The following is a 15,829-nucleotide window of genomic DNA, read 5'->3' as shown; positions in this document are numbered from 1 at the left end:
AAGGGGAAGATTGATGAGCGAATTTACAAGCGGGAATTTAATATTAAGCAAACATAAAAATGTGATTGACAAAAATAAAATTGAGGGAATAAAAATTGGAGAATTAAACTCAAAATGGACAGTTATTTTAACTGAAAATGATTATTTAGATGAAGTACCTGAATATATAATTAATATTTCTAAAGAAACTCCTGTTATGATTTTTTTAAACTTCGAAGATCATGGATGGGGCTATAAAATCATTAATAACAAAAAAGAACTTGCTAATATATATGTTGATTATGAATTAGTATTTACAATGATTACTCAAAAAGCTGAAGAAAGATATCCAAATGAAGATGATATTATTGAATTTTTATTTTCCAATGATACAGGAAAAGATGTACATGAAAATCTTTATGACGAAGTATATAATTCAAGTGAATATAAAAATGCTGTTGAAGAACAATTTAAAAATAAAAATGTTGAAGTATTTGAGCTGTTTGGCTTAGATACAAAAGATATAAATAAATTAACAGAATTATTAACTGCCGATACTTTTTTTAAAGGTAGATATATGCGTGATCAAGTTGAAAACTTCAAAGAAATTTTAGGTATAATAGAAATGGAATGGGTAAATTATAACCTTACTGATACTTTAAATATATAAATAACTTCAGAAACACTAATAAAGAAAGTGGCAATGAGCAATCTAATATAGATCATATAACATATATGTATGAGTTAGAAAATGGTGTTGGGAAAAATAAATTTAATAATAGAACTATATTATGGATTATTAAGAATCATTCAATATCATTTTCATATTAAACAATACTATACATAGATGATATTAATTAATAACAATTGAATAAAAAGATTGAAAATTAACCTCTTCTAGATCATTATCATTGTTCACTACAGAATTGAAAGATTGAATATTTAATAGAATGGCTACTACAATGACTATAGAAAATATTATACTAAACTTAATATACGGTTTCATAAGTATCACCTCTATATTATTTAATTTAGGTAAAAGATGAATAATAACATATTTACATTTGGTCCATAAGCACTATAAAACCTATTAGGCTCAAGCCCAAATACTACAAGTGAGCTTAAGCCTAACAAGGTTTTATCATGTTTTAACTACCATCTTACATCTGAAAGAAGATAGTCATCAATAACTTTTAAACAAGCAGTACACACATGGTTAAATTTAATAATAGTATTTGTATTAAATTTTTTCTTAAGCTTTTTCATAATAAACCTCCTTTCCAATTGAAATTAAGTATTTCACTTAACATATATTAGATGATTTCAAATGTTAATTTGTTCCTATTCTGACGATTTTTATTTAACCTGTGACTAGTATAAAAGTTACATTAAATAAAGAAGGGAAAAAATCAGGTTTATTTGTAGGACTTATAGAAGCAGTCGATACAGGATCACTAGCAGGTCATAATAGCTTTAGATTGTTTTTAGGAATGTACTATTAAAACTAGCACGCGGGAATATAATAGCATACTCTAATGAGCAAATACAAACAGAAGAAGGCAGAAAAAAAGATTCACATTCTCAGGTTCATTGTATTTTGAAAGAATGAAAGAATTAGGTTTATATACTATTGATAAAAATATAATAGAAAATAAGATTAAGAAGATAAATTTATATAATATTTATGATATAAAATTGGTTTGATTCTTGTTTAAGCCTCTAAACAATATATAGATATAATATGAATAGATGCTGATTAATATAGTTCATGGGTGTTTTGATTCTTGGACTATTTATTTTATGTTAGAGTATAATTGTAACTGGTGAATGACCAAATAATAAAGAAGAAGAAACCTCTTTCATATATTTTTTTATAAATTTTTAAGTAATTGTCCATGCATATATAAATTTTAAGTTTTTTTTACTCAATTTGTAAATTCATAGGTGATAAAAGGGTTTGTACGATAAATATAGAATATTATAAGTGTTAAATTAATTAGCTTTTTTAAGGTACCTAATGTCTATAATAATAGCTAGAACTAACATACAAAGATTTAAAAGTTAAACAACAACATCATCTTTTAAGTAACTCTTTGGAGGGAAAATATGAAAAAGAAAATTATAAGAGTATTGATTATAATAGTATCATTGATACTTGCTTTTAAAGTGTATGAGAGTGAGTACTTTATAAAAGCTAACAAAGCTAGCATTGAAAAAGGAATAGAAGAGTTTCTTGAGTTAGATGTATCTATACTACAATACATAAAATTCCAAAACGTTTTAATCGTTTATTATGAAGTTGCAGGCGGGGACTATAATGGGTCTACAATTTTATATAGAGGTATTAATAATAGATATCAAATTAGAATGGCTGGTTATGGAATGAATAATAGAGTTTTTTCAGGAAAAGCCTTTAAATCTCATGGTGAAAATTATTTAGCCATTATGGGTACAAATTATGATCTAATGATTAATGAAGTTATAATAGAGACTTACTCAAATCAGAAAGAAAGTTTTTTTACAAACGGTGAGAAATATCTCATAAAAGTGTTTCCATCAGAAACAGAGCGGGAGGGTTTATTGAAAGGCTATAAATTATATGATAAGCAAGGCAATGATATAACAAAACAAATGGATGAATATGTATATAGGCGTGGTGGTTTTAGCAGTGTAAGAGGAAAAGCAGAATTGTTTATGTTATATGTTTATTGTTTTACTATTATTGCGATTGGATATTTCGCATCAAAAATGTTCATAGCAAAGAAAAGTGATAAAAAAATTGATGATAACATCGTCTAGTAATGAATATTCGTAAAGGTTCGAAGGGTATTCCTCTTAGACTTGCTGATAAAAGTATTCCTAATAGGTTTGAAATGCATTTTATGGGTATTTAGTTTTGACAAAACTGAAATAACACAAAATATGGATTTATTAATGTTGTAAAGGTGGGGGTAAATTGTACGTTAAGCAACTATCAGAAAACGAAAAAAGAGCACTGAATCAAAGATTCGAAAAGATAAAAGAGTTGCAAGAAAAAGGTATATGCTTTTCATGTTATAATTTTATTACCGGAGATATATTCCCTGATGAGGGTTTGATTTTTTACGAGGATGATAAGGTGAGATGTCAATTTGAAAAATACCCAAGAGCAACTGGACATACAATTATTGTATCAAAGGAACATTATGAAGACATTTCTGAAATGCCTCTTGAATTAGGAGTACATATATTAAAAATATCAGATGCAATAATTAAACTTCATAAAGAAATTATAGGTGCAGAAAAAGTATATATGTGTACAATATGTGACGGTAAAAGAAATCATTTACATTTTCAACTGTTCCCTCGACTAAAAGGAGATACAATAGGCTTTGGGAATTTTGCCAGAGAAGAAGGAATTATTATGGATTATCATGAAACAGTAGAACTTTATAAACATAAATTAAAAGATATTATACTATAGATCAGGAAGAAAGAATGCCATACATGTAGTAGGAGTAATTTTATTACAATTTTAGCAGACATAAATATTTTGTTGAAGAAGATTTAAACTGACCTTCTTTCTAAGGTTGAGAAACGTCGCAAATCTAAAGCGTTATGCGCAATATTAGTTTAACATATACCTTATTGATTTTAGATTTTATAATAGTTGATCTTTATGAGTGAGAACTAATGACATAAAATTTGAATTTGTTCCATAACTTTTGAATATGTTAATTTAATTAAAGCTTGGAAATATACGTGAACCTGATTTCACAGGGAAATATGGAAAAGATTTTGTACATCAAGGAATTAATTTTGGAATACAGAAGTTTAAATACAAAGGGAAATATATTAAATTATCAGTAAATATTCTTAACAAACCAGCGACAAGAATCTATAAAAAAGTAGGATTTGAGGAACAAAAGAAAAAAGATGATGAGATTGAAATGAGTAAAGCGTTGTAAGTTACAATTTTTAAGAAAATTAACAAAGATTAATATAGTTCAGGAATATTTTAATTCTTGAACTATTTATTTTATGTTAGTGTATATTAGATTGACAAAGAAGTATAAAGCCTTAACCATAATAAGAGAAAATATACTGAATTTAGAAGGATGAAAAAGTATAATAAATTGGCGAAAACAAACACTAAAAATGGTTGCGTTGAGTTGAGATGTATAGTAGATAACTAATAAATCATTACCTATGTTTTATGTATAAGAAAAAGCTAGAATACAAAAATATAAAAGAAGAAGAGGAGATACAATGACAGAGAAAAATGCAATAATAGAAGCAGGATGGAACTTTGACAACAGTTATGCTCGTCTACCAAAATCATTTTTTTCCAACCTTAACCCAGAACCTGTACGCTCACCTACGTTAATCATTCTCAATAATCCGTTAGCAACATCCCTAGGATTGAACAATAAAGCGTTGCAAAGCTACAATGGCGTAGCGGTGTTTGCTGGTAGCCGTATTCCCGAAGGCGCTTTACCAATTGCTCAAGCTTATGCGGGACATCAATTCGGATATTTTACGATGTTAGGGGATGGTCGAGCTTTGCTAATTGGCGAACAGATTACGCCTTTAGGAGAAAGGTTTGATATTCAGCTCAAAGGTTCAGGTAAAACTCCATATTCCCGACAAGGGGATGGTCTAGCTACACTAGGACCGATGTTACGTGAATACATCATTAGTGAAGCAATGCATGCGCTTGGTATTCCTACCACCCGTAGCCTAGCAGTAGTGACAACTGGTGAATCAATAACTCGCGAATCTGACCTGCCTGGTGCAATTTTGACACGTGTAGCTGCTAGTCATCTGCGCGTAGGCACTTTTCAATATGTTTCAAAATGGGGTACTGTAGAGGAGCTCAAGACTCTAGCTGATTATACATTAGAAAGACATTTTCAAGACTTTGATGCTGTTGAAAACCGCTATCTTTTCCTACTAAAGGAAGTGATAAAGCGTCAAGCCGCGTTAATTGCCAAATGGCAACTAGTTGGCTTTATCCATGGGGTAATGAACACAGACAACATGACTATTAGTGGAGAAACCATTGATTATGGTCCTTGCGCCTTTATGGATGCATATGACCCGAAAACGGTATTCAGTTCCATTGACATTCATGGCCGCTATGCCTATGGCAATCAACCGCAAATTGCCGCATGGAATCTCGCTAGATTTGCTGAAACCCTACTTCCTCTACTACATGTTAACAAATCGCAGGCTATCAAACTGGCAGAGAATGCAATCTCAGATTTTAATGAGTTGTATCACCGTAATTGGCTCGCGGGAATGAGAGCAAAACTGGGAATATTTAACGAAGAACTACAGGATGAATCCCTTATTGAAGGTCTCCTCAGCATGATGAATAAGTACGGTTCGGACTATACCAATACCTTCCTATCATTAACTTTTGATAAGCTAGAGGATACAACCCTATTTAACACTACAGAATTTGCTCAGTGGTATGAGCTGTGGCAAACGAGACTAGGCAGGCAGCAGGAACCAAAGGCATCTTCATATCAGTTTATGCAAAATAATAATCCTGCAATAATACCTCGTAACCACCGAGTAGAAGAAGCATTAGAAGCCGCGGTGAAACAAAGCGATTACAGCGTGATGGCAAGATTTCTTGATGTTCTTTCAAGCCCTTACGAACACTCTGCAAAACAAGCTGATTATGCTACTCTGCCTCCGCCATCAACCTGTCCTTACCGAACCTTTTGTGGTACCTAATGTTGCTAATATCATACAATATAGCTTGGTATTAGCAAAGGCTGTAAGAGTATTACTTTATGATATAAAATTGGTTTGATTTTTGTTTAAGTCTCAAATGAATATATAAATTAAATATGAATAGCTATTTATTAATATAGTTCAAGGATGTTTTGGTTCTTGGACTATTTTATATTATAAGAATAAATATAGAATAATTAGTACAATTGTGTAATTTAACTTGGAATTAAGATAGTATTCAATATAAATAAGATAGAAATCTATAAAACAAAAGAAAAATTATTGTAGGAGAGTACATCCTTTGTAAGTCACGTGGCTAATTACTCTTTGATTCAGCGATGTAAGAGATTCTCTCTCAATATTAGAAGTACTGAAAGATGTAAAGATTTATAATTACAATATATGAGGTTGTTAAGTAAATTCAACTGATATTAAAATGCTTTTACCCGAAAATGAGGTTGAATCTGATAGTTTTTTTACTCAAGATAAAATCTATATACATGTAAAATTTCTTAAAAACCTTGGTTATAATGGAAAGTTAAGATGTATTATAGAGTATAATTAAGGTAGATGTGTAATATTTACTATTCTTTTTTATGCTTAAATTAACATGATTAGTACAAAAGTTACGTGGATTAAAAGGGTTTGTATGATAAATATAGAATATTATAGATGCATGATTTTTAATAGTAGATGATAAATTAATTTGATATTCTAGGGTATTGTTACTGAGACATATGTTGCGAAGGTGGTTTGATACGACTGTTCCAGAAGAAATAAGTAATTGAATTAAAAGGGAGAGGATAAAGACTATGGAATATGAAATTATACATTTACCAAAAGATAAATGGAAGGGAACTATAATTCCAATAAAGTACGAAACAGATAAATATTATGATGTTATAGTAAATAAAATAGATAAAGGATTTGTTATTGAGATAGAAAAGAAAGATTTTACAAAGCCAGTAACTCATACACCAGAAGAATATGATTTCTCAGATAAATTATATTCAGATCACTGGGAAAATGCTTATGCTTGGGGAGTGTTAGTTAATGATGATTTAGTTGCTGCAATTGAAACTGATCAAGAATTATGGTCTAATCGACTAAGAATTACAGAACTATGGGTATCAGAAAAATATCAAAAACAAGGAATAGGTCATGCGTTAATTGAAATGTCAAAGGAGCAAGCAAGAAGAGAACGTCGTCGAGCTATTATACTAGAAACACAATCTTGTAATGTTAATGCAGTAGATTTTTATCAGCATGAGGGTTTTAGCTTGATTGGTATGGATACTTGTTGCTACAAGAACAATGATTTACAAAGAAAAGAAGTAAGGTTAGAATTTGGATGGTTTCCAGAAGAAAGGAAAAGATTAAATCATGAAGAAATAGAAATTAGAATGGAAACAGAGGATGATTGGTACAATGTAGAGTTAATGACACAGCATGCATTTTGGAATAAACATCATCTTGGATGTGACGAACATTACCTTGTACATAAATTACGTCAAGATAAAGACTATCTTCCAGAGCTAAGCAGGATAGCAGTAAAGGATAGAGAAGTAATAGGATGTATAATGTATTCAAAGGCACGAGTTGTTGATGGTGCAGATACGCATGAAATTATAACCTTTGGACCTCTTTGTGTAGAGCCTAAATGGCAAGGATGTGGAGTTGGTGAGCTGTTATTAAGAGAAACAATGAATTTAGCTGCAAATAAAGGTTATAAAGGTATTGTAATTTTTGGAGAACCAGATTATTATCCTAGGATAGGATTTAAAACATGTGATAATTTTGATATTACAACTGCTGATGGTAAAAACTTTGATGCATTTATGGGAATTGAACTAGCAGAAGATAGTATGAAAAGCATAAAAGGCAAATTCTATGAATCGAAAGTTTTTGAAAATCTTCCAAAGGAAGAAGTGGAAGAATATAATAAAAATTTTCCACAACTACAAAAATTAAGATTTCCAGGACAATGGGATTAATTAAATATAAAAATCAATTTAAACAACATTCTTAACAATGTAATAATACATAATCTACCAGTGAACTCATAAGGAATATGCACTACACAATAAAAAAATTAATGTGGATTAAGTTAAAAATGATGATGCTTGGAAGATATTTCGTCAAGATAAAGATTTTTTAAGAATTCTAAAAAAATATAAATTAGATTAAATTATATAATAAACTATTAGGCTCAAGCTCAAATACTACAGTGGGCTTAAGCCTAATAAGGGTGTATCATGTTTTAATTACCATCTTACATCTGAATTCAAACGATCATCAATGGCTAGCATACAAGCATGACATAAATAGTTGAATTTAATAATAGTATTTGTATTAATTTTCTTTTTAAGTTTTTTCATAATAACCCTCCTTTCCAATTGAAATTCAAGTATTTCACTTAACATATATTTAATGATTCAAAAGGTTCAGTTCCCAGCGCATTATAAAAATAAAAGCTGATTTTTAAAGGTGAAAATATAATATAGAAAAAACTCTTATGAAATTGAGGAGTTTATTCTTTAGAATGTTGAAGTACATATAATCTTTGTTATTTTAATTCTTCCTCTAAAACTCATTACAAAATCACCCATTGCAATTACTTAATTCATAGTTTACAGCTTGAGAAGTAAAGAGTTTGTAGTACAAACTATCTTTTTTGTTCATCAAGTTAGTATGAGTATCAAAATCAACAATTTCACCATCTTGAATTAATAAGATTCGATCACAAAATACACTACTTGACATGCGATGAGAAATATATATGGCTGTTTTGTTCTTGACTAAGTTGTTAAAATTCATATATATTTCTGCTTCTGCCAATGGATCAAGTGCACTGGTTGGTTCATCAAGAATAATTAATGATGCATCTTTATAGAGCATTCTCGCAATAGCAATTTTTTGCCTTTCACCACCAGAAAGCTCTACACCTTTATCTTCGTAAGATTTACCTATGACTGAGTTAATACCCATTGGTAAATTGTTGATAACTTCATTTAATCCTACTTGATTAATCAATTCTATTATCTCATCACTATTTTCACATATATCTTGGCATGTTATATTTTCTTTTATTGTAAACGCAAAAATTTTAAAGTCCTGGAATATAGCAGATACTTTATTTATATAACTTACATATTCATATTCGTATATATCTTTACCATTGATTAGAATTTTTCCAGAGGTTGGAGCATAAAGTCGGCAAATCAATTTAATTAGAGTCGATTTACCAGCACCATTAAGACCAACAATAGAGATCTTTTCGCCATATTTTATGTCAAAAGAAATATTTTTTAGTACATAGTTATCACTGCTTGGATATTTAAACGATACGTTTTGAAAAGAGACAGATTTAATATTCTCTTTCATTGACAATGTTCCACTATTACTTTGATATTCAGGTAAATTCACAAATTCCATATATGGATCTAGGTAATCAAGCATTTGCAATATAGTTGTTATGTTTTCACCAAGTTCTTTTGTAGTATTAGAAAAATTAATTGCAGCAGATACATACATAGTAAAAGACCCTATAGTAATAGGAGCATGTAGTTTACCTAGAGCTTTTAATCCTACATAACCATAGGCTATACTAGCTTGTAAATTGTTGATTATACTATATAATCCTTGAATTTTTCCTAGCTTGTTATAATAGATTTTAAATTCATTTATAAACTCTTGATTATAGGATGCTATTCTTTGTATTAGCAAAGGTTCAAAATTATACAGTCTTATATCTTTTTGAAATTTTTCTATAAGGCATATATTAATATAGTATGCATACTTACGATTGATAGGTATAAGGGACTGAAAAAATGATTGCTGATATTTCATAAAAGAATAATATATGAATAATGATAAAACAATAGTTAATATTAAAAATAAAACTAATATCCAGCTCAAAGTAAATAAAATAGTTACCAAACCTAACATACTCACTATATTTTTCACTATGTTAGCTGTACTATTAACAATATTTTCTAATGCTGAGCGATTATTAATCGCAAATACTGCTCGTTCTTTTAAATCTAAATAATATGGATCTTCTAAATAAGAATAATCTATGTTCATGATTTTTTCTGCCATAGTTAGACTCATCTTTTCGCTTATATTTATTTTCTTTATGGACATAACTTTTTTAAAAAGATTATTACAAAAAGCAAAAAACACATTGGATAATACTATTGCAGCTCCAAATATTATGAGTTCGTCAACTCTTTTATTACCGATTAATTCATTAATGAGGTATTTAGGAAGTACCACATTAACTACAATTCTTAGTCCTGAAAAAATAGCATCGACAATTAGCAGTACAATGTAACTTGGTGATATTCTCCAACAAAGCTTTAAAAATGATTTTAGTTTATTATAAAACATTTTAACATGTCTCCTTTTGATAATATTTACCTTGAGTAATAAACATTTTATAGTATTCACCCTTTAAATCCATTAATTCCTTGTGATTTCCATATTCAAGTAAGCCGTCTTTATCAAATAAAGCTATTTTGTCGCAGAATTTAGTACTAGCAAGTCGGTGTGATATATAAATTGAAGTTTTATTTTCTATAAGTTCGTTGAATTTTTCATATATTTCTGCTTCAGCTAAAGCATCTAGAGAACTTGTGGGTTCGTCCATTATTACCATATTTCCATTCTTATATAAAGCTCGAGCAATAGCTAGTTTTTGGTTTTCTCCTCCTGATAAAATTCTACCATTTGCATCTATTATCTTTAACATCATTTGAGATAGACACTCATTCGATGATTCGACTAAGTTGCTTAGTCCAGCTTTACATAATACTTTTACTGCTTTTTCATTATCCATATTAGATGTACATGCTACATTTTCACCTAATGTGTAGGCTAATATATTGATTTCTTGAAATAGAACAGAAAACATTGTGAATAGCTCTTGCTTATCAAAATCCTTACTAGAAATACCATTTATCAAAATTTCTCCTTCGTTAACATCATATAAACCAACAATAAGTTTTATTAAAGTAGATTTGCCCACACCGTTAGTTCCAACTATACCTAACCTTTGATTTTTTGGAATATGTAGATTTAAATTTTTAAACACATATTTATCAGTTTTAGGATATTTGAAGCTTACATTTTTGAATTCTATTTCTAATGTAGAGTCATTAATAGCTTTTCTACTGCCTCCTTTTTCATTTAAATCCGCTTCTAATAATTTGAATAAATCATTAATATATATAGTTTCAATATAAATAAATGACAAATCACTAAGTAGTGTGTTTAGTAAAAATGATAATTGCAATATTAGAGCCAAATACATAGAAAAATTTGCAATAGACATGCCATGAAAGACTTTTGATATTAATATTCCATACAATAGGCCATTACTGATAAGTAAAGAAAATAATCCTAAAAAACCTAATAAAAATTCCTTTTGTTTAATCAGCCTGTGTAAATTTATAAATTTCTCAAGTTCTTTTCTGTAATTTTGTACTACTCTTTCCTTAAGATTATAAAGGCGAATATCTTTACCATATGAAAAGTCATGAGTTATTTCATAATAGTACTTTTTTTTGCGTTCTTGATGAGATATTTTTGACTTTAATTTGTATTGATATTCATTAACTTGTTTCTGAAGACATAAACTAATGATTAAGTTCAAAATCAAACCTAAAAAAATTAAACTACTAACTGTACTTATCCAAATAGAAAGTAATATCGTAGTTAATAAAACTGATGGAACAGTAAAAAGTCTATGATAAACACCTTCTACTCCATAATCAGAACTACTAGCAGCATTTAATGCTCGTCCATGTTCTTCATAAAATCTAGCATCTTCTACATATTTGTAATCCATGCGAAGTAATTTTTGAGTTTGCATTTTTAAGTAGTTTAGTCTCAAAATAGAAATTTTGGTATGACAGTTTTCTTTTATATAAGTCTTAGAATAGCCAGTAATACTTGTTAAAAGAAAATAGCTAATAACTATGTAAATGATGTGTTCATATTGAGTGTTTATATCTAATAACTTATCTATCAACAGTTTTGGTAACAGAATAGAAAAAAAAGGATATACAATTTCTAAAATAGTGAAGCTTAAAAAGTATAAAAAAAGCTTTGGGTTTTGAGTTTTAACGTTTCTAAGTAATTTATTAATAGTTTTAAAGAAAGGATGTTTAAATAATGATTCCATAAGCTTAATTACTCCTTATTAATTATTTTCAAAAAGTTAAACCCAGATTATTCATAGAAAATTAAATAACTATACTTCATCTTTCCGTTTAGAAGATGTCCATTAAATCCTTGACATACCAACTCGGTATGCCTTCGAATTCACTGAAAGCTTCTATTTCAAAAACTTACAGCATATTAAGGTTAAATATTAAATTATTAGTATTTTAAATATAATGGATTAGCTATTTAAACTAATTATATAATATAATATAAATATTTGCAATATAAATAATATTTGCCATTTATATTAATTTATGGTAACATATTAAATATAAATTCCATTACTAGAAATTATTGATTCATTAATTCAACTTAGTATATTCTATTAAGAAGAATTATTGATGATTAAATAATTATAAAGGGGGGAAATGTATGCAAAAATTAAGCAAACCTTCATGGTTAACAGTTAGTCAATCAAGCGATAATTCATGTTGTTTGAAAGGCACAGTAGAAGTAAATGTTCAGTAATTAGAAAGGTGGATATACTTAACATTCTAAGGAATAATTATTCCTTAGAATGTTAGGTAAACCATTTAAAATGGACAGGAGGTATGAAGATGAAATTATGTCAACGTGTATATGTTCACACTATAGAATTTGAAAATAATTTTATTTTTAATGGTTTAACAGGATCAATCGATTTAGCAAATCGTAAAGTAGCTGAATTTTTAAAAAGTAAAGATATAGATAAGTTAAATGACCTTGAATCAAGCGAAATTGATGAACTTATAAAGTCTGGATATTTAATTGAAGATGATAGTGAAATTAGTGAAGAATATGTTTTTGATAAATATGTTGAATCATTAGGTAAGAGGTATGATAATAATCATTTTGAAATATGTCCAACTATGGATTGTAACTTATGCTGCCCATATTGTTTTGAACGTGATTTTAAAAATAGAAAAGACACTTTGGATGAAGAGAAACTTAACAGAGTATTTGAATTTATACTAGAACGTATAAAAGAAAATCCTAGACCTTCTAATATAGAGCTTTTTGGCGGCGAACCACTATTAAAAAAGAATTATCATATCATAGAAAAAATCTTTGATTTTGCAAAAGAAAATGATATAGGTATATTAATAACTACAAACGGAACACAGCTTAATGAATTTAAGCAACTTTTTTCAAAATTTAAAGAGCAAGTAAAACAGATTCAAGTTACTCTTGATGGTGATAAGAAAACACATGATAATAGGCGTATATTTAAAGATGGTTCAGGTTCATTTGATATTATAATAAAAAATATTACGAAAATATTAGATCTAGGATTCAAGATTGATGTGCGTGTTAATATAGATAAATTTAATATTGAAAATATATCGCAATTAGTAAATGGTGTTATCAATTCAAGTGAGCTACCAATGTATGATAATTTTTCATATTATTTTAGTAATGTAACGGATTATAAAAATTTAAACAATAATACATTAATAGATGAAGCAGATTTAGCGATTGCACTCGATCAATTGAATTTAGTGGACAAGGGTAAATTCCCATTATTGGGTTACTTAGTAGATTCAATTAGCAGTGTTTCAGCAAAGAGATTACCTAGTTTTACAAATTGTGAAGCTAATTCTATATATAATTATGTTATTACACCAGATGGATATGTATGTAACTGTCCAGAGGCAATAGAAATAGAAAATTATACAACATGGAAATATTATCCTGAAACAGTTAGTTTTGATACTTCAGATAATGGTTTCTATAAAAATATATTGAATGATAGTAATAGACCTAAGTGTCAAAAATGTAACATAGCTTTACTTTGCGGCGGAGGCTGTGTCATGATAAAGAATGACAAATCCAGAGCAATTCAGTTCTGTTCTATGCAAAAAGAAACTGTGAACAAGTATTTGAATTATTTAAGAAAAAAATTAGAACTTTGTTAATTGGTACAAAGACTAATGATCATTACTTAGGAAAGGGTGGTATTGAACATGATATGTGATTATATTTTAGTTAATCCGCCAAAATTAAAGTTTATGCAAAAAAAGATAGATGATGCTTGTCTAGGATTGGGATATATAAATGCAGTAGCTAAAACAGAAAATAGTGGGATGATTTTAGATGCATACCTGAATGATTGGAGCGTTTCTGAAACTGTTAATAAGATTATTAACCATAAACCAACTGTTGTAGGCATCTCATGTAATTTTTATTCATCAGTACCAACTACTGTTGAAATTGTAAATGAGCTTAGACATAAAGGGTATAAAGGACATATATGTTTAGGTGGACATGGTGCTTTTTCTTGTAAAGAAAATTTATTGAAATTTTTAGATATTAATTCACTTTGTTTAGGGGATGGAGAGCTAGCTTTTAAAGAGTTACTAAAAAAAATTAAGGATGGTACTTTCTCAAATAATGTAGATGGATACTATTTTAAAAGCGATGATGTAATTATAGATAAATATGCTAAAGTTCAATTGATAGATATTGAAAAATTACCATATCCTACTCGTATATATGAGGAGTCCTATCCTGTACGTGATGCAAAAGCACTACTAAATAAAAGAGGAACTCACTGCATATCTACTACTAGAGGATGTACTTACAACTGTTCGTATTGTGATATTTCTACATTTTATAATAAAAAAAGAAGAGTTAGAACGGTTGATAGCGTAATTGAGGAAATAAAACATTTAATTGATGAGACTGGTATTAAATCTTTTGTATTTAGTGATGATAATTTCATTGGTGGTACTAAAGAAGGTAGAGCTAGAGCAATAGAGTTTTGTAATGCGATTAAAAGAAACAATTTAGATATTGAATTTATAATGGAAGCAAGAGTTACTGATATATTTAATGATATGTTATTGCCATTAATAGATGCTGGTTTAGTTCATTTAAATGTTGGAGTAGAGTCTGGTTGTCAAAGGATGCTAAATACATGGAAAAAAGGGATAACAGTACAGCAGAGTGAAAAAGCAATAGAAAAATTACAGTCATTAGGTTTAAGTTATAACATCAATTTTATACTATATGATATGTATACAACATTAGATGAATTATGGCAAAACTATGATTTCTTTGTAAAAACTCGAATAGTAGAGTTTGCTGAATTATATATGACTTTGTTTGAAAATCATTTAGGTGTTTTTTCAGGAACTCCAATAGCTAAAAAATTAGAAAAAGAAGGATTGTTAAAGAACTATACGTTAGATTATGCTACAGAGGAAGAACAAAGAATATTTGATAAATTCCATCCAATTTATAGATATGAATTAATAGATAATAATATGAGATACTTTGTTGAAAATCATAATTATTGGCTAAGAAAAATCAGAAAATTAATAAAAGATAATGAAATGGATTTCTATAGCTACAGTACTAAAGCTATGAGGTTTTTGTGTCTAAAATGTTACAAAAAATCTATAGAAAATGGAGAAAAAAAAATAGTAGACACAGAGTCTTTAGATAAATTAATTGATAAGTTCAAGCTAATTAAGAATTTGGCATAGATGAACATAGGTTTTAATAGAATAAATATTATAATAAGTATAACCATAACTAATCATAGAATGATTAATTGTGGTTTTTAACTTTTTAAAAATATTATATTAAACTCAGATTATTTATAGAAAATTATGAGCAGTGAACTAAAATCTATGATTTTATGTGAATCGCTTAATCCTATTAAAAAGTAGAATAGGAGATTTATTAATTTGGTATTCTTTCTGATTAGAAGATGTCCATTAAATCCTCGACATACCAACTCGGTATGCCTTCGATTTCACTGGAATCTTCTAATTCAGAAACTTACAGCATATTATTCAAAGTTATATGAATAATCAGGCTTAAAAGTTATTTTTTTGGTGTTACTACCATATGACAGCAACATTCTCCTTTAGCTAATAACTTTTTAAATTCTAAGTTTAATTCTGGGAAACAG

11 protein-coding genes are annotated in these 15,829 nt (G+C 28.5%); 8 read left to right on the top strand and 3 right to left on the bottom strand.

Features of this window, described 5'->3' with window-relative positions; all coding sequences use genetic code 11:
- Positions 1-13: 13 nt before the first annotated feature.
- Positions 14-649, top strand: coding sequence for a hypothetical protein (locus AYC61_RS08485; protein WP_066499816.1), 636 nt, complete (start codon positions 14-16; stop codon positions 647-649).
- Between the two features lie 183 nt (positions 650-832).
- Here AYC61_RS08485 and AYC61_RS21185 read toward each other — a convergent pair whose 3' ends face one another.
- Entirely contained in the window at positions 833-985 is a 153-nt protein-coding gene (locus AYC61_RS21185; protein WP_156456403.1) for a hypothetical protein, read from the bottom strand.
- A 361-nt stretch (positions 986-1,346) separates the two neighbouring features.
- On the opposite strand from AYC61_RS21185, the gene AYC61_RS22000 reads away from it, so the two are divergent.
- The 5 genes from AYC61_RS22000 to AYC61_RS21835 all read left to right on the top strand — a co-directional run bounded on the left by AYC61_RS22000 (position 1,347) and on the right by AYC61_RS21835 (position 7,697).
- Positions 1,347-1,481 carry a hypothetical protein gene (locus AYC61_RS22000; protein WP_275935226.1) on the top strand — a complete coding sequence of 45 codons (135 nt, stop codon included), beginning with the start codon at positions 1,347-1,349 and terminating at the stop codon, positions 1,479-1,481.
- Between the two features lie 604 nt (positions 1,482-2,085).
- Positions 2,086-2,778 carry a hypothetical protein gene (locus AYC61_RS08480; RefSeq protein ID WP_066499813.1) on the top strand — a complete coding sequence of 231 codons (693 nt, stop codon included), beginning with the start codon at positions 2,086-2,088 and terminating at the stop codon, positions 2,776-2,778.
- A gap of 157 nt (positions 2,779-2,935) precedes the next feature.
- Positions 2,936-3,442, top strand: a complete 507-nt coding sequence (locus AYC61_RS08475; protein WP_066499808.1) for an HIT family protein — start codon at positions 2,936-2,938, stop codon at positions 3,440-3,442.
- A gap of 785 nt (positions 3,443-4,227) precedes the next feature.
- A complete protein-coding gene (locus AYC61_RS08470; RefSeq protein WP_066499806.1) occupies positions 4,228-5,703 on the top strand; it encodes a protein adenylyltransferase SelO in 1,476 nt (491 codons plus the stop codon).
- A gap of 812 nt (positions 5,704-6,515) precedes the next feature.
- Complete coding sequence (locus tag AYC61_RS21835) at positions 6,516-7,697, top strand: GNAT family N-acetyltransferase (RefSeq protein WP_242866768.1); 1,182 nt, start codon at positions 6,516-6,518, stop codon at positions 7,695-7,697.
- 607 nt (positions 7,698-8,304) lie between these two features.
- On the opposite strand, the gene AYC61_RS08455 is transcribed toward AYC61_RS21835, so the two are convergent.
- A complete protein-coding gene (locus AYC61_RS08455; protein WP_066499804.1) occupies positions 8,305-10,095 on the bottom strand; it encodes an ABC transporter ATP-binding protein in 1,791 nt (596 codons plus the stop codon).
- Position 10,096: 1 nt separating this feature from the next.
- Positions 10,097-11,890 carry an ABC transporter ATP-binding protein gene (locus AYC61_RS08450; protein ID WP_066499802.1) on the bottom strand — a complete coding sequence of 598 codons (1,794 nt, stop codon included), beginning with the start codon at positions 11,888-11,890 and terminating at the stop codon, positions 10,097-10,099.
- 598 nt (positions 11,891-12,488) lie between these two features.
- Between AYC61_RS08450 and AYC61_RS08445 the strand changes: the two genes are divergently transcribed.
- The gene (locus AYC61_RS08445; protein WP_066499799.1) at positions 12,489-13,826 is read left to right on the top strand and encodes a radical SAM/SPASM domain-containing protein; all 1,338 of its coding nucleotides are present in this window, start codon (positions 12,489-12,491) and stop codon (positions 13,824-13,826) included.
- 48 nt (positions 13,827-13,874) lie between these two features.
- Positions 13,875-15,398: a B12-binding domain-containing radical SAM protein gene (locus AYC61_RS08440; RefSeq protein WP_066499795.1), complete on the top strand. Its 1,524-nt coding sequence runs from the start codon at positions 13,875-13,877 to the stop codon at positions 15,396-15,398.
- Positions 15,399-15,829: the final 431 nt, after the last annotated feature.

Source organism: Abyssisolibacter fermentans (assembly GCF_001559865.1).
Taxonomy (GTDB): Bacteria; Bacillota; Clostridia; order Tissierellales; family MCWD3; genus Abyssisolibacter; species Abyssisolibacter fermentans.
This window is presented reverse-complemented; position numbering and strand designations above follow the sequence as displayed.

Excerpts from the sequence above, each read along its gene's own strand:
- AYC61_RS08445 (WP_066499799.1), top strand. The coding sequence starts at position 12,489 with ATGAAATTATGTCAACGTGTATATGTTCACACTATAGAATTTGAAAAT.
- AYC61_RS08450 (WP_066499802.1), bottom strand. The coding sequence starts at position 11,890 with ATGGAATCATTATTTAAACATCCTTTCTTTAAAACTATTAATAAATTA.
- AYC61_RS21185 (WP_156456403.1), bottom strand. The coding sequence starts at position 985 with ATGAAACCGTATATTAAGTTTAGTATAATATTTTCTATAGTCATTGTA.
- AYC61_RS08485 (WP_066499816.1), top strand. The coding sequence starts at position 14 with ATGAGCGAATTTACAAGCGGGAATTTAATATTAAGCAAACATAAAAAT.
- AYC61_RS08455 (WP_066499804.1), bottom strand. The coding sequence starts at position 10,095 with ATGTTTTATAATAAACTAAAATCATTTTTAAAGCTTTGTTGGAGAATA.
- AYC61_RS21835 (WP_242866768.1), top strand. The coding sequence starts at position 6,516 with ATGGAATATGAAATTATACATTTACCAAAAGATAAATGGAAGGGAACT.
- AYC61_RS08440 (WP_066499795.1), top strand. The coding sequence starts at position 13,875 with ATGATATGTGATTATATTTTAGTTAATCCGCCAAAATTAAAGTTTATG.
- AYC61_RS08470 (WP_066499806.1), top strand. The coding sequence starts at position 4,228 with ATGACAGAGAAAAATGCAATAATAGAAGCAGGATGGAACTTTGACAAC.
- AYC61_RS08480 (WP_066499813.1), top strand. The coding sequence starts at position 2,086 with ATGAAAAAGAAAATTATAAGAGTATTGATTATAATAGTATCATTGATA.